Annotated in this window: 24 protein-coding genes; 12 read left to right on the top strand and 12 right to left on the bottom strand. The window is 71.2% G+C overall.

The genetic code is table 11. The features are described 5' to 3' along the window. Positions 1 to 117: 117 nt before the first annotated feature. Together ACFYPH_RS21040 and ACFYPH_RS21045 are read right to left on the bottom strand one after the other, a co-directional pair. Positions 118 to 1,299, bottom strand: a complete 1,182-nt coding sequence (locus tag ACFYPH_RS21040) for a type II toxin-antitoxin system HipA family toxin (RefSeq protein ID WP_387183965.1) — start codon at positions 1,297 to 1,299, stop codon at positions 118 to 120. A gap of 19 nt (positions 1,300 to 1,318) precedes the next feature. Further along, complete coding sequence (locus ACFYPH_RS21045) at positions 1,319 to 2,908, bottom strand: DUF262 domain-containing protein (protein ID WP_387183968.1); 1,590 nt, start codon at positions 2,906 to 2,908, stop codon at positions 1,319 to 1,321. A 123-nt stretch (positions 2,909 to 3,031) separates the two neighbouring features. Here ACFYPH_RS21045 and ACFYPH_RS21050 point away from each other — a divergent pair, with 123 nt between their 5' ends. Then, on the top strand, positions 3,032 to 3,616 hold the full coding sequence (locus tag ACFYPH_RS21050) for an HhH-GPD-type base excision DNA repair protein (RefSeq protein ID WP_387183971.1): 585 nt from the start codon (positions 3,032 to 3,034) through the stop codon (positions 3,614 to 3,616). 3 nt (positions 3,617 to 3,619) lie between these two features. Here the strand turns inward: ACFYPH_RS21050 and ACFYPH_RS21055 are convergent, their stop codons facing one another. After that, entirely contained in the window at positions 3,620 to 3,931 is a 312-nt protein-coding gene (locus ACFYPH_RS21055) for a hypothetical protein (RefSeq protein ID WP_354861218.1), read from the bottom strand. A 13-nt stretch (positions 3,932 to 3,944) separates the two neighbouring features. Next, positions 3,945 to 4,232 carry a hypothetical protein gene (locus tag ACFYPH_RS21060; protein ID WP_354861181.1) on the bottom strand — a complete coding sequence of 96 codons (288 nt, stop codon included), beginning with the start codon at positions 4,230 to 4,232 and terminating at the stop codon, positions 3,945 to 3,947. A 104-nt stretch (positions 4,233 to 4,336) separates the two neighbouring features. Here ACFYPH_RS21060 and ACFYPH_RS21065 point away from each other — a divergent pair, with 104 nt between their 5' ends. Next, positions 4,337 to 4,696 carry a DUF3099 domain-containing protein gene (locus ACFYPH_RS21065; protein ID WP_354861180.1) on the top strand — a complete coding sequence of 120 codons (360 nt, stop codon included), beginning with the start codon at positions 4,337 to 4,339 and terminating at the stop codon, positions 4,694 to 4,696. 63 nt (positions 4,697 to 4,759) lie between these two features. Here the strand turns inward: ACFYPH_RS21065 and ACFYPH_RS21070 are convergent, their stop codons facing one another. Next, positions 4,760 to 5,659: a carbohydrate kinase family protein gene (locus tag ACFYPH_RS21070; protein ID WP_387183974.1), complete on the bottom strand. Its 900-nt coding sequence runs from the start codon at positions 5,657 to 5,659 to the stop codon at positions 4,760 to 4,762. Beyond that, positions 5,656 to 6,591, bottom strand: coding sequence for a pseudouridine-5'-phosphate glycosidase (locus tag ACFYPH_RS21075; protein WP_354863160.1), 936 nt, complete (start codon positions 6,589 to 6,591; stop codon positions 5,656 to 5,658). The genes ACFYPH_RS21070 and ACFYPH_RS21075 overlap by 4 nt, the downstream gene beginning before the upstream one ends. A gap of 88 nt (positions 6,592 to 6,679) precedes the next feature. Between ACFYPH_RS21075 and ACFYPH_RS21080 the strand changes: the two genes are divergently transcribed. From ACFYPH_RS21080 to ACFYPH_RS21090, 3 genes are all read left to right on the top strand, one after another. Further along, positions 6,680 to 6,898: a DUF3039 domain-containing protein gene (locus ACFYPH_RS21080; protein WP_007456912.1), complete on the top strand. Its 219-nt coding sequence runs from the start codon at positions 6,680 to 6,682 to the stop codon at positions 6,896 to 6,898. A 40-nt stretch (positions 6,899 to 6,938) separates the two neighbouring features. Next, positions 6,939 to 7,601 carry a trimeric intracellular cation channel family protein gene (locus tag ACFYPH_RS21085; RefSeq protein WP_354863159.1) on the top strand — a complete coding sequence of 221 codons (663 nt, stop codon included), beginning with the start codon at positions 6,939 to 6,941 and terminating at the stop codon, positions 7,599 to 7,601. A gap of 180 nt (positions 7,602 to 7,781) precedes the next feature. Further along, complete coding sequence (locus ACFYPH_RS21090) at positions 7,782 to 9,515, top strand: DEAD/DEAH box helicase (RefSeq protein WP_363940686.1); 1,734 nt, start codon at positions 7,782 to 7,784, stop codon at positions 9,513 to 9,515. Between the two features lie 118 nt (positions 9,516 to 9,633). Here ACFYPH_RS21090 and ACFYPH_RS21095 read toward each other — a convergent pair whose 3' ends face one another. Both ACFYPH_RS21095 and ACFYPH_RS21100 read right to left on the bottom strand, forming a co-directional pair. Further along, the gene (locus ACFYPH_RS21095; RefSeq protein ID WP_234587953.1) at positions 9,634 to 9,867 is read right to left on the bottom strand and encodes a hypothetical protein; all 234 of its coding nucleotides are present in this window, start codon (positions 9,865 to 9,867) and stop codon (positions 9,634 to 9,636) included. Positions 9,868 to 10,112: 245 nt separating this feature from the next. Then, entirely contained in the window at positions 10,113 to 11,729 is a 1,617-nt protein-coding gene (locus tag ACFYPH_RS21100; protein WP_355133600.1) for an RNA polymerase sigma factor, read from the bottom strand. A gap of 288 nt (positions 11,730 to 12,017) precedes the next feature. Between ACFYPH_RS21100 and ACFYPH_RS21105 the strand changes: the two genes are divergently transcribed. After that, positions 12,018 to 12,839 (top strand): inositol monophosphatase family protein, encoded by an 822-nt coding sequence (locus ACFYPH_RS21105; protein ID WP_354862506.1) that lies wholly within the window; start codon positions 12,018 to 12,020, stop codon positions 12,837 to 12,839. A gap of 58 nt (positions 12,840 to 12,897) precedes the next feature. Here the strand turns inward: ACFYPH_RS21105 and ACFYPH_RS21110 are convergent, their stop codons facing one another. Next, positions 12,898 to 13,416, bottom strand: coding sequence for a LytR C-terminal domain-containing protein (locus tag ACFYPH_RS21110; RefSeq protein ID WP_354862507.1), 519 nt, complete (start codon positions 13,414 to 13,416; stop codon positions 12,898 to 12,900). 435 nt (positions 13,417 to 13,851) lie between these two features. Between ACFYPH_RS21110 and ACFYPH_RS21115 the strand changes: the two genes are divergently transcribed. Next, the gene (locus tag ACFYPH_RS21115) at positions 13,852 to 14,148 is read left to right on the top strand and encodes a DUF4193 domain-containing protein (protein ID WP_007075406.1); all 297 of its coding nucleotides are present in this window, start codon (positions 13,852 to 13,854) and stop codon (positions 14,146 to 14,148) included. Between the two features lie 120 nt (positions 14,149 to 14,268). Continuing rightward, positions 14,269 to 15,066: a hypothetical protein gene (locus tag ACFYPH_RS21120; protein ID WP_387183981.1), complete on the top strand. Its 798-nt coding sequence runs from the start codon at positions 14,269 to 14,271 to the stop codon at positions 15,064 to 15,066. 19 nt (positions 15,067 to 15,085) lie between these two features. Here the strand turns inward: ACFYPH_RS21120 and ACFYPH_RS21125 are convergent, their stop codons facing one another. Then, entirely contained in the window at positions 15,086 to 15,619 is a 534-nt protein-coding gene (locus tag ACFYPH_RS21125) for a DUF3093 domain-containing protein (protein ID WP_387183984.1), read from the bottom strand. Between the two features lie 84 nt (positions 15,620 to 15,703). Here ACFYPH_RS21125 and dut point away from each other — a divergent pair, with 84 nt between their 5' ends. From dut to ACFYPH_RS21145, 4 genes are all read left to right on the top strand, one after another. Continuing rightward, positions 15,704 to 16,240, top strand: coding sequence for a dUTP diphosphatase (gene dut, locus ACFYPH_RS21130; RefSeq protein ID WP_354862500.1), 537 nt, complete (start codon positions 15,704 to 15,706; stop codon positions 16,238 to 16,240). A 25-nt stretch (positions 16,241 to 16,265) separates the two neighbouring features. After that, entirely contained in the window at positions 16,266 to 16,937 is a 672-nt protein-coding gene (locus tag ACFYPH_RS21135; RefSeq protein ID WP_387183987.1) for a DUF3710 domain-containing protein, read from the top strand. A gap of 126 nt (positions 16,938 to 17,063) precedes the next feature. Then, on the top strand, positions 17,064 to 17,444 hold the full coding sequence (locus ACFYPH_RS21140) for an OB-fold nucleic acid binding domain-containing protein (protein WP_354862496.1): 381 nt from the start codon (positions 17,064 to 17,066) through the stop codon (positions 17,442 to 17,444). A gap of 25 nt (positions 17,445 to 17,469) precedes the next feature. Continuing rightward, the gene (locus tag ACFYPH_RS21145) at positions 17,470 to 18,156 is read left to right on the top strand and encodes a DUF3159 domain-containing protein (RefSeq protein ID WP_354862494.1); all 687 of its coding nucleotides are present in this window, start codon (positions 17,470 to 17,472) and stop codon (positions 18,154 to 18,156) included. Between the two features lie 27 nt (positions 18,157 to 18,183). Here the strand turns inward: ACFYPH_RS21145 and ACFYPH_RS21150 are convergent, their stop codons facing one another. Further along, on the bottom strand, positions 18,184 to 18,873 hold the full coding sequence (locus ACFYPH_RS21150) for a TrkA family potassium uptake protein (protein WP_234587936.1): 690 nt from the start codon (positions 18,871 to 18,873) through the stop codon (positions 18,184 to 18,186). A gap of 3 nt (positions 18,874 to 18,876) precedes the next feature. Continuing rightward, entirely contained in the window at positions 18,877 to 19,542 is a 666-nt protein-coding gene (locus tag ACFYPH_RS21155) for a TrkA family potassium uptake protein (RefSeq protein WP_266251020.1), read from the bottom strand. Between the last annotated feature and the right edge of the window lie 58 nt (positions 19,543 to 19,600).

Here is a 19,600-nt window from a genome sequence, read left to right on the forward strand (position 1 = left end):
CCTCGGGTCAGCAGCACCCGGTAGACCCGTGTCGTCAGCGGTGCTGATTGAGCTAATTTACGTGGCAGTCACCCGCCGCGCGAGCAACGCCGTGCCGTGGGCGGTCTTAAGTGCGGCTTAGCCGTCCGATTTGCAGATCGTCAGGGTGTCGAGCCGCTCCGTGTAGTGGGCGGCCAAAGCGTCAAATCGTGTTCGGGCCTCGTCCACCATAATCGTGGTCCACGTCGTTCGCAGCCGTGCCACCGTCTGCTTCACCGTGTCAAAGGTCCGCTCCGGGTCCGCACCAGCTCGCTCCGCTAGGCGCCGAAAATGATCGCCGGTGATGGCGCTTGGCACCGTCTCACCATTCAGGCTGAGCGCCAGCGGAGCCCAACGAAAGTTGGAGTAGAGCGACAGAGAGTGGAAGTCGTAAACAGGGGCGAGGTGAGGAGTCCGTCCGTCCGCGTATCTGATCGCCCAGTTCTTTAGATGCCCGTCTGTGTTGCCGACCACTAGCAGGGCGACAAGGCGAGCAATGAAGTCGTGGTACCCGCTGTCCCCGGTCAGCTGCCGGATCGCTGCGGCCAGACTATCGTATGAGGCACCCGATTCGCTGTACTTGAACTTGGGATCGACGTCCGCGACCTGGGCGAAGTCCTCCACGTGGATGCGTTCCCCGGGTATGCGGTCAAACCGTTGAATGACGTATACGAGATCGGCCGGGCGGACCAGTCCATCGGGTAGACCTTTGACCTCATCCGCACGCAGGAGGTGCACTGCCGGGACTGGGAATCCCGCTGCTGCCAACCACCTCATTGTCAGATACTCATTGGTGGGTAGCTCACGCAGACCCTGGTCGGGCAGCTTCACGATCCACCAACCGCCCTGCCCGCTGACCGGCACGGTGAGTCGGTCAGCCGAGATTGAATACTTGAGCTGGACACCCGCCAGCGAGTGGCGTAGCGGATGGTCGATCTGCTCCCCCACCTCCGGGAGAAAATCGTCCTCCGGCTCGCTGTCGGCGTGCACCGTTACGGCACCCGGCAGGTTGCTGCCCACTCTGAGCAGCAGGGTGAAGTCGCCTACTCTCCCGCCCCCGAGTTCACGAATGATCTGACGCCGCAGTGCGCCTTCGGGTAGCAGGTTGGCGAACCAGGGCGGCAGGCCGACGCGTGTGCGTCGGACCGATCTGGGATCGTCTTCGAAGATCTGACCAAGTACCTGATGGTTGGGGAAGGAAAGGTCATCTTCATAGATGAATTCGGACCCGCCCTGAACAAACTGGAGCTCGCCGACCCGACGGCCATGCAGCCGCACCACGGCTGTCGTTCCTGCCATGTCACGCGGCCGTTCGCAGAACGTCCGCGAGTGATTGCCCGTCCCGTGCGCCCCACTCGGCCATGCGGTTCACGTGGCGAGTAATGGTTCGGAGGCATGCGTCAGCCCGTAGTTCCAGGAACCCGGTCCAGTCATCGTGCAACGCGAGGGCCTCCGCATCCTCGGTGATCAGATGGCTGGCCGCGACGGTAGGCGAAGCACTTACCAGGGCCGAGCGGGTGAGGCGTTCCCCGGGTGGTAGCACAAACCGGTTAGCGACCGTGCCACGGGCCTTGTCGCCGTTTTCTGGCAGTAGCGGCCGTAACGGACTGCCCTGCTCCAACAGCCGGGTGATGTCGATGATCTCGCCGCTGCCGAGATCACGCGGCTCGGCCGAGAGGAGCCCCAGGGTGTTGAGCTTGGTCATTGCGTGGTTGAAATGCACCTTGTCCAACTCTGCGGCGAAGTCCGGGAAGGACTGCACCTGTCGCAAGACGTTGGTCGCAGCGGTCAATGCATCGGGCGCGTCCACCGACTGCACCTGATTTCGGACGTCGGCGACGCTGACCCCACGGGCGCGGGTACCAGCGACGGCACTGCGCCAGACCCAGCGACGCAGCAAGGTAGCCGGTCGGCCGCTCGGTGTTCCGTGCAAGCGGACGAACCGCACCAAGATCGGCAGTACATGGGAGTAGGGCAAGAGCCTGATGTGGGGAATACCGCATTCGCCACGTAGAAACTCGACCACCTCGCGCAGTCGTGCCGCGACTTCACGTAGTGTTTCGGCCGGGTCGTCCTGGGGGCCGAACTCTTGCCGGAAGTCCTCTCGGAAAATGTCGCCGCCCCGATATGCGAGGACGCAGCGCAGGGCGAGCCGATCGTCGAGCGTTCCGAACCCGAGCGTGGCCGGAACCTGGCCAAGGCCATGTAGGCTGCTCAGCTCGTCGTTGACGGCGCCGGTGTGCAACGCCTGGAAGACTTCGGATTTGGTAAGCCGCTTTCCGGTGGTGTTCATTCTGGTGAAGATCTCGAGTAGCGCGTTCTCGTCGGCCGAGTGAACGACGTACGTCGGAATCTGGTACTCGCGTATCGCTTTGGCCGCCTGATCGGCGAGGGCAAGCTGCTCATCCGAGAGCCAGTCGGAGTTGTCCCGCATCCAGCGAAGCAGGATCGCGGTATCCAGCAGGGAGCTGACGGGCACCCAGGAACGCGGTGGTCGTTGACGGTTGCCGATGGTGTGAAACTCGCCGGTGTCGAGGTCGAGATGAACCCGGAAACGTGGATCGATCGAGCGGTCGGCCCGGGTCAGAGCGCCGACGATAGACACGATGCGCTGTTGACCATCGACAACCCAGAGAGCTGCTGCTGTCTCGGGTGCCACGACTTCGAGCGGGCCGACTTGGAGGCGTTGCGCCGGCGCTGGGCGTCGCCACAACAGTAGGTTTCCGATCGGGAAGCCCCGTAGCAGACTGTCAAAAAGTCGGACGATGTCCGCCGCTTCCCACTTGAAGGACCGCTGGAACGGCGGAATTCGTACCAGTCCAGCGGTGACGTCCCGGACCAGATCCTCCGGTGTGCGGTACTCGACGCGTGGCCTCTCCAGACTCGGCACGGCCATCTCCTTTCCAGGACCCACCGAGACTATCGGCATCAGGTCCCTGGTCCCAGCTACGTGGCCGGTGAGACGCGCCGAAGTCAGTGGGGCGTCGCGTCCGCCCGCGACGCGCCAGGCAAGATGGCAGGTATGACGCTCGTGCTGCCCATCGATCCGGAGGCCAACCGGCTGCTGGAGCGAAGTCCGCTGGCCCTGCTCATCGGCATGACCCTGGATCAGCAGGTGCCGATGGAGAAGGCGTTCTCCTCGCCGTACGTGCTCGCCCAGCGCCTCGGCCACGACCTGGACGCGGCGGAGCTGGCCGGCTACGACCCGCAAGCCCTGGTCGCGATCTTCGCCCAGCCGCCCGCGCTGCACCGGTTCCCCAAGGCGATGGCGGCCCGGGTGCAGGAGGTCTGCCAGGTGCTCGTGGAACGCTACGACGGTGACGCGGCGCTGCTCTGGGCCGACGTCGCCGACGGGCCGGAGCTGCTGCGGCGGGTCGCCGGGCTGCCCGGCTTCGGCAAGCAGAAGGCGCAGATCTTCGTGGCCCTGCTCGGCAAGCGGTTCGGGGTGACCCCGCAGGACTGGCGGGAGGCGGCCGGTGGGTACGGCGATCCGGGCGCGTACCGGTCGGTGGCGGACGTCACCGACGCCGATTCGCTGCGCCGGGTGCGGGAGTACAAGCAGCAGATGAAGGCTGCGGCGAAGGCTGCGGGGGGCTGACGCTCAGGCGGCGGTCGGGTGGGCCAGCGACGCCAGCGCCCGCCGGACGTCGGCGAGGGAGACGGTGGCGGAGTCGTCCAGGTCGGCCAGGCCGGCCTCGATCCACTGCCGCATCAGGGTGGTGACCCCGATGCCCCGGGCGTCGGCGGCGGTGCGGACCCGCTCGTAGGTCTCCAGCGGCAGCCGCACCGATCGGCTCACCATCGGCACGTCGGTGTCGGGGGTGGGCAGGTCCACCGCCGGGCTGTCGTCGATCAGGTCGGCGAGCCGGTCGTCGCCGCTGTGGAACTGCTTGGTCGCGTCGTTACGGTGCATCGTCACGGCCTCCTCATCGGCGATCTCTCCGCACGGCCTCGTCGTAGCGCTTCGACTCGACGTCGCTCAGCTCGCGGGCGGAGAGGATGTCCCAGTCGTTGTCGGTGCCGTCGGCCTCGGCGAGCAGCACCGCCAGGCGGCGGCCCCGCCGGGCGGCGGCGTAGACCACCATCACGTCGTCGCCCAGGTGGCGGATGACCCGCCGAGGGCTGTGCAGCGCCTCCCAGACTTCCCCGGGAGTGACGTCGTAGACCCTCAGGTTGGCCAACGCCTCGTCGGTGAAGCTGAACCTGCTGCCCACATCGCGCAGCGTACCACGCGCGTAACACGTACCGGGCTGGGTCAATTTTCGCTGATCACGCTTCGGTGGTGACAGGATGGGGCGTAATCCCTTCGAGGAGGTCCATGGTGAAGCGTCAGGCGTACCAGCCGATACTGATCACCGATGCCTCGCGCAGCCAGAATGATCAGCTCACCAGCCGTCAACGCCGCTACGTCCTCATGATGGGCATCCGGGTGGCCTGCATCATCGCGGGCGCGATCCTGGTCGGCGCGAACGCCCCACTGCTCTGGGTCTGGCTGCCGCTGTGCGCCCTCGGCATGGTGCTCATTCCGTGGCTGGCCGTGCTGCTGGCCAACGACCGGCCGCCGAAGGAGGAGCACCGGCTGGCCAATCGGTTCCATCCCCGGCGGCAGGACGAGGCGCCGCCGATGAGTCTCACCGCCGACGAGCGCCCGCACAAGGTCATCGACGTCGAGCCCTGACCCGCGAGCGGGCCAGGGCTCGACCGTCACGGCCGTGCTGCGGCTGCGGCCGTGCGCCGGCCCTTACGGCTGGGGCCGTGCGCCGGCTGTGGAGACGGCCAGCGCGCCCAGGTCGGTGGCGCGGCTCAGTGCCGCGGTCGGGCTGGCACCGGCGAGCCACGCGGTGAGCAGACCGGCCGCGAAGGCGTCGCCCGCGCCCGTGACGTCCACCACCGCCACCCGGCGGGCCGGAGCCGTGCAGACCGGCGTCGTGCGGTCGACCCAGACCGCTCCCGCCGCGCCACGTTTGACCACCACCCGCCGAGCCGTCGCCGACAGCGCGCGCCCCTGTGCCGCCGGGTCCAGCCCGCCGGCCAGCACCGTGGCCTCGTCCGCGTTGACCAGCAGCAGGTCGACGTCGCGTACCCAACCCAGGAAGGTCCGCGCGCCGACCCGCCGCAGCGGCGCCGCGGACGCCGCGTCGACGCTTGTGGTAAGCCCGCGCTCGCGGGCGGCGGCCAGCGCCCGCAACCCCGCGCCTCGCGACCCGGCGTCCAACAGGGTGTACGCGGACAGGTGCAGATGCCCCGCGTCGGGCACTGCCGCGAGGGCCTTCTCCACGTGCTCGGCGCTCAACGCGAGGTTCGCGCCCCGCGACGTGACCATGGTCCGCTCGCCGTCGGCGGCCAGCACGATCACCGTGCCGGTCGGGGCGTCCACCACCCGCTCGACCGCGCAGTCCACGCCCGCACGGTCCAGCTCGGCCATCCGGTCGCGCCCGGCGTCGTCGTCGCCGACCGCGCCGACGAGCGTGACGGCCACCCCCTGCGCGGCGATCCAGGCGGCGGTGTTGGCCGCCTGCCCGCCGCCGCCGAAACTGATCTCGGCCCCGGTGTCCGAACCGGCCGCGAGCGGCCCGGACAGCACCGCCACCACGTCGGTGATCACGTCCCCGACGACGACCACGCGGGCCGGACGGGTCATGCCGGGACGGCGGAGGTGCGGGCGACCGCGGCGACCGCGATGCGCGCGGCCAGGTCGGCGTTGCGCAGGATGATCCGGACGTTCACCGCCAGGCTCGCGCCCTCGGTGGCCGAGTGGAAGTGCGCCAGCAGGTACGGCGTGACGGCCTTGCCGGTCACCCCGTCCCGCTCCAGCAGGGCCAGGCCCTCGGCGAGGGTCCGGTCGTGCAGCTCCGGGTCGAGCTGCTCGTCGACCGGCAGCGGGTTGGCGACGAGCAGGCCCCCGAGGTGCACGGCGTGCCCGTCCCGGGCGGCCAGCACGGCGGCGACCTGCTCCGGCGAGTCCACCGACCAGTCCAGGTCGAAGCCCGCGTCGGTGAGATAGAAGCCGGGGAACCGGCGGGTGCGATAGCCGATGACGGCGACCCCGAGGGTCTCCAGGCGTTCCAGCGTCGCGCCCACGTCGAGGATCGACTTGACCCCGGCGCAGACCACCGTGATCGGGGTCTGGGCCAGGGTGACCAGGTCGGCCGACTCGTCGAAGGTGTGCGCCGCCTCCCGGTGCACCCCGCCCAGGCCGCCGGTCGCGAACACCCCGATCCCGGCGGCGGCGGCCACCGCGCTGGTCGCCGCGACGGTGGTGGCGCCGTCCGCGCCGGTCGCCGCCGCCACGGCCAGGTCGCGGACGGAGAGCTTCGTCACGCCATCGACGGTGGCCAGCCGGGTCAGCTGCGCGTCGTCCAGGCCGACCACCAGCTCGCCACCGATCATGCCGATCGTCGCCGGCACCGCCCCGGCGTCCCGGACCGCCTGTTCGATCTCCCGAGCCACCCGCAGGTTCTGCGGACGGGGCAGGCCGTGCGAGACGATGGTGCTCTCCAGGGCGACGACGGGCCGGCCGTCGCGCAGGGCTTCGGCGACCTCGGTGCCGTAGCTGATGCGAAAGTCAGTCACACCGGCACGGTACGGGGTGGGACCCCGACCGGGCTCAAGTGGACCCGGCCGTGATGACCTGCCAAACTTGACGGTTGGAGGTGCAGACGTGAGCACAGAGGTTCTCGAGCGTCCGGAACTGAAGGACGCCGACACCGGTCCCGAGATGTTCCACTACGTCCGCAAGGAGAAGATCGCCGAGAGTGCCGTCATGGGCACCTTCGTCGTCGCGCTCTGCGGGGAGACCTTCCCGGTCACCAAGGCGGCCAAGCCGGGCTCGCCGGTCTGCCCCAAGTGCAAGGAGATCTACGACTCGTACCGCGAGTGAACCCCGGCCGGCGCTCCGGCCGGCGACGTAGCCTGCGGCGGTGACCACCTCCACCGCCCTGCTCCTCGCCGACCTGACCGGAGTGGCGGTCTTCGCCGCCTCCGGCGCCTCGGCGGCGGTGGCCAAACGACTCGACCTGTTCGGCGTCGCGTTCGTCGGCTTCGTGGCCGCGCTCGGCGGCGGGATCCTCCGCGACCTGGTCATCGACGAGGTACCGCCGCTCGCCTTCGCCGACTGGCGGTACGCCGCCACCGCGGCGATCACCGCGCTCGCCGTCTTCTGGCTGCACCCACAGCTCGCCCGACTGCGCACCACGGTGCTGGTGCTCGACGCCGCGGGCCTCGGTCTGTTCACCGTCACCGGCACGCTCAAGGCGCTCGACGCCCGGGTGCCGGCGGTCGGCGCCTGCCTGATCGGCATGCTCACCGCGATCGGCGGCGGGCTCGGCCGGGACCTGCTGACCGCCGAGATCCCGGTGGTGCTGCGCCGGGAGATCTACGCGGTGGCCGCCCTGGCCGGATCGGTCGCGGTGGCGTTGCTGTACGTCACCGGCCACACCGGGCCGGCACCACTCACCGCCGCCGCTGTCGGGGTGGTCGGGCTGCGCCTGATCGCGTTGCGCCGCCGCTGGTCCGCCCCGGTGGCGACGCTGCGGCCACCGCGTGCGAACGGGGCCGATCCGCGCGCCGACCGGGAGTGGTGAGGCTGACCGTGCTCCGGTGGTGAATGTGACAGGCGTGGTGTCGCCTGGGCCCGCGGGCCCGCGCTGGTTATGCTGAGTCGGCCTTCGCGGCAGCTTCTGCGCGGAGGCGTTTTCATGGGCGGCGGTACTCGTGGCCCTCGCCCGGTGTCCGCCCTCGTGCGGTCGGAGAGGAGCTTTCGCGTGGCAGCCCGGACGCCGGTGCTCGAGACGTTCCCGGCACTCCGTGCCTGGCAGCGCAAGGCCCTGGTGGAGTACCTGCGACGGCGTACCGAGGACTTCACCGCGGTCGCCACGCCGGGCGCCGGAAAGACCACCTTCGCCCTGCGGATCGCCGCCGAACTGCTCGGCGACGGCACCGTCGAGGCGGTCACCGTGGTCGCGCCCACCGAGCACCTGAAGAACCAGTGGGCCGAGTCCGCGGCCCGGGTGGGCATTCAGCTCGACGCCGCGTTCCGCAACGCCGACGTGCACTCGGCGGCCGACTTCCACGGCGCGGTGGTCACCTACGCCCAGGTGGGGATGGCCCCGCAGGTGCACCGGCGGCGCACCATGACCCGCCGCACCCTGGTCATCCTCGACGAGATCCACCACGCCGGCGACTCCCGCTCCTGGGGCGACGGCGTCAAGAACGCCTTCGAGCCCGCCGTACGCCGGCTGATGCTCACCGGTACGCCGTTCCGCTCCGACGACAACCCGATCCCGTTCGTCACCTACGAGCGGGGCGGTGACGGGCTGCTGCGCTCCCACGCCGACTCGGTCTACGGCTACGCCGACGCGCTGCGCGACGGAGTTGTCCGGCCGGTGCTCTTCCTCGCGTACTCCGGGGAGACCCGCTGGCGCACCAACGCCGGGGAGGAGTTGGCGGCCCGCCTCGGCGAGCCGATGACCCAGGATCTGGTGGCGCAGGCGTGGCGTACCGCCCTGGACCCGGCGGGGGACTGGATGCCCCAGGTGCTGCGAGCCGCCGACGCCCGACTCACCGTGCTGCGCAACGCCGGCATGCCCGACGCCGGTGGCCTGATCATCGCCACCGACCAGCAGACCGCCCGCTCCTACGCCAAGCTCATCGAGCAGGTGACCGGCGAGAAGGCCACCGTGGTGCTCTCCGACGACCAGGGCGCGTCCGCGCGGATCGCGACGTTCGCGGCGTCCGACCAGCGGTGGCTGGTCGCGGTGCGGATGGTGTCCGAGGGGGTCGACATCCCGCGACTGGCGGTCGGTGTCTACGCCACCAGCGCCAGCACCCCGCTCTACTTCGCCCAGGCGATCGGCCGGTTCGTGCGGGCCCGCCGCCCCGGCGAGACCGCGTCGGTCTTCCTGCCCAGCGTGCCGCACCTGCTCGGGCTGGCCAGCGAGATGGAGAACGAGCGGGACCACGTCCTCGGCAAACCCAAGGACTCCGACGGCTTCGACGACGAGCTGCTGGAACGGGCACAGCGTGACGACCAGGCCAGCGGGGAGTTGGAGAAGCGGTTCGCCGCGCTCTCGGCCACCGCCGAACTGGATCAGGTGATCTTCGACGGCGCGTCGTTCGGGACCGCCGCCCAGGCCGGCACCCCCGAGGAGGAGGAGTACCTCGGCCTGCCCGGCCTGCTCACCGCCGACCAGGTCTCCCTGCTGCTCACCAAACGGCAGGCCGACCAACTCGCCGCCCAGCGCCGCCGTACCGCCGAGCGGGCCGCTCAGCCGGCCGCTGCGGCCACCGCGGCACCGCCGGTACCCATGAGTGCCGCCCAACGCCGGGTGGCGCTCCGGCGTCAACTGAACGCTCTGGTGGCCGCCCGGCACCATCGCACCGGCCAACCCCACGGCAAGATCCACGCCGAGCTGCGCCGGCTCTGCGGCGGCCCGCCGAGCGCCCAGGCCACCATCGAGCAGCTCGAGGAACGCATCGCCACCGTGCAGACCCTCTAGCCCCCGTGCACCGAGCGTGCGACGCCGGTGAGTCGCGGGGCGCGGTTGGGCAGAAAGTGAAAAGCCGACCGGAGGCGCCCCGTGGGGTGCCTCCGGCCGGCTATGTCGGTTTGCGGATTTAGTTCGCCATCAGATCGGCGCCACGCCAGCTGAAGTCGGGCTCCGTTGCGAACCGCTCGGTGATCTTCACGAGATCCTCCGCGTACTTGTTCGCGTGGTGCCCGCAGAACACCAGTTCGCTCCCACCCGCCAGGGTGATCCGGAGCTTGCCGGCAGCATTGCAGCGGTCGCACCGTTCATCGGCGGCTGGGGGAACCACCGTCTCGGGCGGCGGCGTGAGGGTCGAGTTCATCGCCTTCCTCCTCTGGTCGTCACCGATGAACAATCTCTTCGGTCGTTGCTCACCTATCGTGCAACACCCGTGCCGGGCACTGCCTTCCCTGTGTGCCCGCGGGGGACCGAGGTCACACATGGCAGGGACAGTGTGCCGTGAACCCAGGGTGCCACGTCAACGATCACATTCGTGCATCCGGACGATCACCATCTGGTGTTGCACACCAGGTGATCAAAACGACACGTCCGGTTGACGAAACCGGCTCAGTCCAGGTAATCCCGGAGGACCTGCGACCGGGACGGGTGACGCAGCTTGGACATCGTCTTGGACTCGATCTGCCGGATCCGCTCCCGGGTCACCCCGTAGACCTGACCGATCTCGTCCAGCGTCCGCGGCTGACCGTCGGTCAGGCCGAAGCGCAGGCGTACCACACCCGCCTCACGCTCGGAGAGCGTCTGAAGCACCTGCTGGAGCTGGTCCTGCAGGAGCGAGAACGAGACCGCGTCGACGGCGACCACAGCCTCGGAATCCTCGATGAAATCACCGAGCTGGCTGTCACCCTCGTCGCCGATGGTCTGGTCCAACGAGATGGGCTCCCGAGCGTACTGCTGGATCTCCAGCACCTTCTCGGGTGTGATGTCCATCTCCTTGGCCAGCTCCTCGGGAGTGGGCTCGCGGCCCAGGTCCTGGAGCAACTCGCGCTGTATGCGGCCGAGCTTGTTGATGACCTCGACCATGTGCACCGGGATGCGGATGGTGCGGGCCTGGTCGGCCATGGCGCGGGTGATGGCCTGCCGGATCCACCAGGTGGCGTACGTGGAGAACTTGTAGCCCTTGGTGTAGTCGAACTTCTCCACCGCGCGGATGAGGCCGAGGTTGCCCTCCTGGATGAGGTCCAGGAAGGCCATGCCGCGCCCCGTGTACCGCTTGGCCAGGGAGACGACCAGACGGAGGTTGGCCTCGAGGAGGTGGTTCTTGGCGCGCTCGCCGTCGCGGGAGATCCAGCCCAGGTCGCGGACCATCTCCCGGGCGAGCTTCTCCTCGCCCTCGTCGGCCGCGCGCAGCTGCTCGGCGGCGTAGAGCCCGGCCTCGATCCGCTTGGCCAGCTCCACCTCCTGCTCGGCGTTGAGCAGCGGGACCTTGCCGATCTGCTTCAGGTACGCCCGGACGGAGTCGGCGGAGGCGGTCAGCTCGGCGTCGCGCCGGGCCTGCTTGAGCGCCTCGGACTCCTCGTCGTCCCACTCGAAGTCGTTGTCGGTGGCCGACGCGGCGGCGTCGGTCTCGGCGGCCTGGGCCAGCTCGGCCGGCTCCTCCACCACCACGTCCTCGATGACGGCGGCGAGCTCCTCGGGGTCGATCTCACCCTCGGCGCCCTCGCCCTTGGCCTTGCCGCCGGCCTTGACCGGCTTGGCTCCGGCCGCCGCGGCGACAGTCGCCTTGGTGGCGCGGGTGGACTTGGTCGCCTTCGCCGGGGTGGCCGCGGCGGCGGCGACCTCGGCGGTGCTGCCGGCGGCCTTGCGAGCGGCCACCTTGCGCGGCGCCGGCGTCGACGGCGCCGCGTCGGAGGCGGGCGCCTGCTTCGGGGCGGGCGCGGCGGCCTTCTTGGTGGTCTTGGCGGTGGTGGCCCGGGACGCGGGGGTCGTCGAGCGGGCCGCGGCGACCCGGCGGCGGGTGCTCGCCGAGCCGTCCACCACAACGGTCACTCCCGCCTCGGAGAGCGCCCGCAGGATCTTCTTGGCCTGGGCCGGAGTCACCTCGGCGGTCTCGACGGTGCGCGCGAGCTGGGCCGACGTGAGCTGACCACCGGCGCTCTGCGCGTGGGCGATCAGGGTGTCGGTGAGCGAGCGAACGTCGGCGCCGGGCTGGCGGGGTTCTGTCACGAATGACCTTCCGGAGGCGAAGAGCGGGCACGGCCGGGTCGTCCGGCACAGCGTGGGGCAACCGGGCCGGGCGATGTGGTTGAGGGACCCCCGTGTCCCGGGCCGGCCGGTGGTCGGCGGTCCGTGGCGCGTGGGCAGGGGTGAATTGTAACGCCGTCTGCGGCGATCATCCTGCGCCGCACGGCGTAACGGCAGCGGGACCGCCGATTCGGCGCAGATGTGGACTTTGTAAGGATGATACTCGCGCACGGCCCGGAACGCCCCGGTCGTACGGGAAGGGACCCTGGAATGGACCGTTCGGCGCCGACACCGCGGGAACTGTTGGCGATCGCGCTCGACGTGGCGCGGGACGCCGCCGCCACCGCGTACCGGATGCGGGTCGAGGGCGTCTCCGTGGCGGCGACCAAGAGCACGGTCACCGACGTGGTCACGGCGGCCGACCGGGCCGTCGAGCGGCAGGTCCTCGACGCGCTGCGCGCGCTGCGGCCGGGGGACGCGGTCCTGGGCGAGGAGTACGGCACGGAGGACACCGGTCCGGCGGAGCCGGGCGGCGTGCGGTGGATCGTCGACCCGATCGACGGCACCGTGAACTACCTCTACGGGTTGCCGTACAGCGCGGTGTCGTTGGCCGCCGAGGTGGACGGGGTGGTGGTCGCCGGCGTGGTGCGCAACGTGCACACCGGCGAGGAGTGGACCGCCACCGCTGGTGGCGGCGCCTGGCGCGATGGCGTCCGGCTGCGCTGTTCCGGCGAGACGGATCTGGGGCAGGCGCTGGTCGGCACCGGCTTCGGCTATGACGCCGGCCGACGGGCGCACCAGGCGTCGGTGGTGGCCGGACTGATCGCGTCGGTGCGGGACATCCGCCGCCTCGGCGCCGCCGCCCTGGACCTCTGCCTGGTGGCGGAGGGGCGGCTGGACGCGTACTTCGAGAAGGGCCTGGCCGCCTGGGACCTGGCCGCCGGCGGGCTGGTGGCCGCCGAGGCGGGCGTGCGGGTCTCCGGCCTGGCCGGTCGCCCGCCCGGCCCGGACCTGGTGATCGCGGCCCCGCCCGCCCTCTTCGCCGGGCTGCACGACCGGCTGGCCGCCCTGGACGCCTCCGGCGGCCCCTGACCGCTCCGCCGGGGTGGACCCGGATGCTCGGCGCGGGGCGGACGGCCCGGTTACGCCGTCACTTCTTGGCGGCGGGGGACGGGCAGGAGCCCGCCGGCGCGACCGGTGGGCCCAGGTCGCCGAGGGACTGGTTGACTTCGGTGGTGGTGGCGAGCTGCTGGAAGCCGTTGCCCAACACCACGTCCACGGTGTCGTCGGTGCGCTTGTCGTCGTAGACCGGCTCGGCGTTGTTGAGGAAGTACGCCTTGAGCAGGTGGGCGGAGCTGACGCCCTTGGGGCCGAACTTCAGCACGGCGACGTCGTCGATGCCCTTGGGCGCGTTGCCGACCTTCTTGACCTGGAACTTGCGGTTGCGGAAGTCGTCGGCGACGGCGCCCGCCCGGCCCGGCTCGTCGGTCGCGTTCAAGACGTTGATCTTGACGTCCTTGGGCTCGTGCAGGGTGACGTCGGCCAACGGCCAACCGTCCGGGCAGCCGCCCGCCGCGCCGGCCTCGCCCTGGCTGTCGCGGACGATCGCGGTGATCACGAACGCCAGGGCCAGGACCCCCAGCAGGCCGACGACGACGAGTGCTCGCACTCGCGCAAAACTCATCTGGGCGCTCCCGGGACCTCAGGTGGGTGGCGGCGGCCGCCAACGATCGCACTGACCGCCGGCCGTCGAATACGCCGCTGAGGTTAACGGTTGTCCGGCCGTCGCGTGGAAACAGTCCGACATGCCGGCGCGCCGACCCTGAACCGGGTACTACTACCCCTATCTTCGTGTCGCCTGAATCACATTGGGAACAACTTCGCGTGCGGGGGCGTACATCTCAGCCGCAAGGGCGGTATACATGCCTCGCCCAAGGGGGGGTAAGGTTCCGCGCTCGCAGGGGAGTGGCCCCAGCGGTCCCGACCCGTACGGTCCCGCGGGTCGGGTGCCCGACACAAGTGGTTGCCGGCCAGCGGAACCGAAACAGCGTCGTCCGGCGTTACAACCGGAAGCGACAACATCGATATGGGAGAGTGACATCCGATGGCCACCGACTACGACGCCCCGCGTCGCGACGAGGTCGACCTCGGCGAGGACAGCCTGGAAGAGCTCAAGGCACGGCGCGTCGACTCACAGTCGGGCGCGGTGGACGTCGACGAGGCCGAGGTCGCCGAGAGCTTCGAGCTGCCCGGTGCCGACCTGGCCGACGAGGAGCTCACTGTCAAGGTGCTACCGATGCAGCAGGACGAGTTCCGGTGCGCCCGCTGCTTCCTGGTCCACCATCGCAGCCAGCTGGCGGTCGAGCGCAACGGCGAGCTGATCTGCCGAGAGTGCGTCTGACACTCACGACACCGGCGGCGGCCTCCTGATCGGGGCCGCCGCTACCGGTGTAGGCGTGCGACGCCGGTGGGTACCTGTTTGACTCGTAGCGGGTAGCCACACCACCGGGAGGTCCGACCCATGAGCGATCGAGGCGACACCACCGACGACGGCGCGGACGATCTCGGCGCCACCGTCGCGGCGTTGACCGCGGACGACATCGAGCCGGCCCGGCGGCGGCAACTGCTCACACGGATGGTGGGGCAGGCCCGCAGCCGAGGCATTTCCGACCTGTTCAAGCCCCGCGCCGCCGTGCGCTGGATGACCGACGCGGTGGCCGAGATCGCCCCGCACGTACCGGTGCGGGACCTGGCCACCCTGCGTCGACACTTTCCCGGCCTGGACGACGCCGCCCTGGCCGAGCGACTGATCCGCAACGCCTCCCGCGCCACCGCCGGGATCGGCGCGGCCGGCGGGGGAGTCGCCGCCGTCGAATGGACCGTCGCGCCCACGCTGCTCTCCGCGCCCGTGCTGCTCGCCGCCGAGACCGTCGCCGTCGTGGCGGTGGAGCTGAAACTGATCGGTGAGCTGCACGAGATCCACGGCGTGTCGCTGCCGGGCGCCGGCAGTCAACGGGCGGTGGCCCTGGTGCACTCCTGGGCCACCCAGCGCGGGGTCAACCCGATGGTGCCCGGTGTGGGCGTGGGCGCGGTGCTCGGCACCGCCGCCCGCAAGGAGATGCGGGACATGCTGCTGCGCCGATTCGGGCGCAACCTCACCACGCTCGGGCCGTTCCTGACCGGCGCGGCGGTGGCCAGCTTCCTCAACCGCCGGGCCACCCGGCAGATGGCCGACCAGCTCCAGGTGGACCTGCGCCGTCGCGGCATCGCCCGGCCGGCGCCGCCGCCGGCCCTGCCCGGCCCGCCGACGGGCACCTGAGCGGGGTCGTCGGCGTCGGTCAGCCCGGCTCGCCGGCCGTACGGTCGGCAGGCCGGCCGGCGTCCCGCGCGGCCAGCACCGTCTCGGCCAACTCGACCGGACGCCTCGTGCTCACCACCCAGAACGGGGTCGGGTCGGCCGGGTCGTCGAGCACCACCTGCACGGCGCCGCCGATCCAGGGCCGCTGCACCACGAAGGCGAGTGGGTCCGCGCCCACCCCGAGCACCTCACGGCGGCCGGCCACGTCCAACGGGATCACGTCGGCCACGAAGCGCACCGGCAGCCGGGCGTCGTCCACCCGCAACTCGGCGTCGGCGACCGCGACGCGGATCCGGCCCAGCCACCACAGCCCGGCGGCGGTGACCGGCAGCAGCACCGCGAAGGGCAGCCAGGCCCGGACGCCGGGGCCGCCCATCCAGATTTCGACGGCCAGCAGCGCGGCGGCCACCAGCCCGGTCAGCCACAGCCACCAGGGCAGGTCCAGCCGTTCGGCGTACGCCGGACGGGCCGGGGTTGGCGGCCGATCGGCGGACGGGGAGGGCGACATGCTCACTCCTGCGAGGGTACGGCGCACGGCGGGCCGGCCAACCGGCAGGATGGCAGGGTCACCGGAGACAACCGGACGAAGAGGGGACCCGTGACCGACGTCGTACCCGTGCCCGTACGGCTGCTCGATGCCGAGCTGCCGCTGCCCACGTACGCCCATCCCGGCGACGCCGGGGCCGACCTGGTGGCCGCCGCGGACGTGGAGCTGCCGCCCGGCGGTCGGGCCCTGGTGCCCACCGGCGTGGCCGTCGCCCTGCCGGACGGCTACGTGGGCCTGGTCCACCCTCGGTCCGGCCTGGCGGCCAGGCTCGGCGTGACGGTGCTCAACGCGCCCGGTACGGTCGACGCCGGCTACCGGGGTGAGATCATGGTCAACCTGATCAACCATGATCGGGACACGCCCGCGAAGATCTCCCGTGGCGACCGGATCGCCCAGCTCGTGGTCCAGCGGGTCGCGCGGGCGCGGTTCGAGCCGGTGGCCGAGCTGCCCGGGTCCTCGCGCGGGGCCGGCGGGCACGGCTCGACCGGCGGGCACGCCGGGCTGGTGCCGTCACCGGCCGGCCAGGAGTGGGCCGACCAGCGGCCGGCCGAGCCGGGCCACGGGCAGACGGAAGAGGTGGCAGGGTGATTGTGAACAGCGGAGGGTGGGCGCAGTGATCTTCTCCCGAAAGCGGGCCGATGCCGGGCGGCACACCCGCGACGAGCGGACCACCGAGGTCCTCGACGAGGGCACCGGGACGTCGGCGCCGGCGCTCGTGCGCGGGCCGTACGACATCTCCGAGGTCGACGACGACGTGCAGCGACTCGACCTCGGCAGCCTGCACATCCCGGCGGTGGCCGAGGTGGAGGTGCGGGTGCAGGCCGACCCGCAGGGCGTGATCCAGCAGGTGGTGCTGGTGCACGGGGACAACGCGCTGCAGCTCGGCGTCTTCGCCGCCCCCCGGTCCGAGGGGATCTGGGACGAGGTGCGCGAGGAGATCCGACAGTCGCTGCTGAGCGACGGCGCCGCCGCCCAGGAGGTCGAGGGCGAGTACGGCCCGGAGCTGCACGCCCAGGTGCGCACCCCGGACGGCCCGACGAACCTGCGGTTCGTCGGCGTCGACGGGCCGCGCTGGATGGTCCGGGGCGTCTTCCAGGGCCCGGTGGCCACCGACCCGGCCAGCGCCGGGCCGCTCGCCGAGTGCCTGGACGGCCTGGTGGTCGACCGTGGCCAGGAGGCGAAACCGGTCCGTGAGCCGCTGCCGCTGCGACTGCCCCGCGAGATCGCCGACCAGGCCGACGCCGAGGGCGGGGACACGTCCGCCGCCGAGCCCCGCCAGGTCTGACCGAGCGCCCACCGGCCCGCCGGAACCGGCCCCGTCGGCGTACGCTGGCGGGACGGTTCCGGCGTCGCCGGAGCTGGGCCGGTGCCGGCCAGCGCCGGCGAGCGTGGAGAGGGTGACGCGGAGGTCATGAAGACCGACGAGAGCCGGGTGTCGCTGCGGCGCATCCTGCAACGGTTCACCGCCAGCGAGGCCGAGATCGACGCGCAGGAGCTGCGGCAGGAGAGCGCCGATTGCGGCGGTGTCCTGGCCCAGCAGTGCTCCCGGGGCCAGCTGGTCTCGGTCGCCGGTCGGCTGCGCACCGTGGTCTACACGCCGCGCACCAACCTGCCCACCCTCGAGGCCGACCTGTACGACGGCAGCGACGTCGTCACCCTGGTCTGGCTGGGCCGGCGGCACATCTCCGGGATCGAGCCGGGGCGGCACCTGACCGCGCGCGGGCGGGTGGCCATGCGCGACGACCGCAAGGTCATCTACAACCCGTACTACGAGCTGGACTCGCCGAAGTGACGGCACCGCGGACGGAAGGCCGGGCATGACGACGGGACAGCACCGGGCAGCACAGCCGGAGACCGATCCTCCGCAGGACGACGAGCCGCTGCCCACGATCGCCGAGCAGATGGCCGACCAGCTCGGCGGCTGGCGGGGGCTGGTCGAGTCCAGCATCCCGGTGGTCGTCTTCGTGCTCGCCAACATCATCGGCGACCTGCGGCCCGCCGTGATCGCCTCGGTGGCCGTCGCGCTGCTGATCGCCGGGTTGCGGCTGGCTCAGCGCCGGCCGATCCGGCACGCGGTCAACGGGCTGTTCGGGGTGGGCATCGGCGCCGCCATCGCCTGGCGCACCGGTGACGAGCGGGATTTCTACCTTCCCGGCATCCTCTACGGCATCGGCTACGGCATCGCCCTGCTGATCTCGGCGGCCATCCGGCAGCCCCTCGTCGGGTGGATCTGGTCGGTGCTGGTCGCCAAGGGCCGCTCCGAGTGGCGGGCCGACCCGAAGCTGGTGCACGTCTTCACCCGGCTGACCGTGCTCTGGGGCGTGGTGTGGCTCGCCAAGGTGGGCGTGCAGGCCGGGCTCTACCTGGCCCACCAGGACACCGCGCTGGGCGTGGCCCGGCTGGCGCTGGGCTACCCGCCGTACGCGCTGCTGCTGCTCATCACCGTCTGGACGGTGCGCCGGGTCACCCGGGAGCCGCAACCGACCCCGCTGCCCGGCGCCTGAGCGACCGTGCCGCCCGCGCCCGACGGCTCAGTGTGAGCCGCGGGTCCGCTCGACGCTGTCCGGGCCGAGGATGACCGCGCGGACATCGTCCTCCACCTCGGCGGTGCAGACGAAGATCAGCTCGTCGCCGGCCTCGATGGGGTCGTCCGGGCTGGGCACCAGGACGCGCTTGCCGCGCAGGATCGCCACCAGGGCGGAGTCGCGGGGCAGCGGCACCGCGTGCAGGGGCTGACCGACGTAGGGAGCGGTCGGCGGGAGGGTGATCTCGACGAGGTTCGCCTCGCCCTGCCGGAAGGTCATCAGCCGGACCAGGTCGCCGACGGTGACCGCCTCCTCGACCAGGGCGGCCATCACCCGGGGCTTGCTCACCGCGACGTCGACGCCCCACTGCTCGGTGAAGAGCCACTCGTTCTCCGCCCGGTTGACCCGGGCCACCACCCGGGGCACCGCGAACTCGGTCTTGGCCAGCAGCGACAGCACCAGGTTGGTCTTGTCGTCACCGGTGGCCGCGACCACCACGTCGCAGCCGGCGACGTTGGCCTCCTCCAGGCTGGCCACCTCGCACGCGTCGGCGAGCACCCACTCGGCGGCCGGCACCCGGTCCGGCCGGAGCATCTTCGGCTGCCGTTCGATCAGCATCACCTGGTGGCCGTTCTCGATCAGCTCCTGGGCGATCGAGCGGCCCACGTTGCCGGCGCCCGCGATGGCGATCCGCATGGCTCAGTGCCCCCCTTCCGGCGGGGTCGCCGCCACCGACGTGACCGTCGCCACGATGTCGTCGCTGACCAGCATGAACACCTGGTCACCCTCCTGTACGACGGTGGACGCGGTGGGCAGCGTGCCGATGCCGAAGCGGATCAGGTAGGCCACCCGAGCACCGGATGCCTCCTCCAGGACGCGCACCGGCCGGCCGATCCACTCCTTGTGCACCGGCACCTCGACGATCGACACGGTGCTCGTGGGGTCGCGGAAGATCTCCACGTTGCCCTCGGGCACGAGGTGCCGCAGCATCCGGTCGGCCGTCCAGCGCACCGTCGCCACAGTGGGAATGCCCAGCCGCTCGTAGACCTGGGCCCGGCGCTGGTCGTAGATCCGGGCCGCGACCCGGGACACGCCGAACGTCTCACGGGCCAACCGCGCCGAGATGATGTTGGAGTTGTCGCCGCTGGAGACGGCCGCGAAGGCGTCCGCGCGCTCGATGCCGGCCTGACGCAGCACCTCGCCGTCGAAGCCCGCCCCGGTCACCGTGATCCCGGCGAAGTCGGGGCCGAGCCGGCGGAAGGCGTCGGCGTCCTGGTCGATCACCGCCACCGAGTGCCCCCGGGACTCCAGGCTGTGGGCGAGGGTCGACCCGACCCGGCCACATCCCATGATCACGACGTGCACGCTGTCCCTCCCAAGGTGCGTACCGCTGCCGCTGGCCCTTTCGCCGCCGGTGGCTCCG

Origin of the sequence: Micromonospora sp. NPDC005252, from assembly GCF_042872475.1 — a bacterium.
GTDB lineage: Bacteria > Actinomycetota > Actinomycetes > Mycobacteriales > Micromonosporaceae > Micromonospora.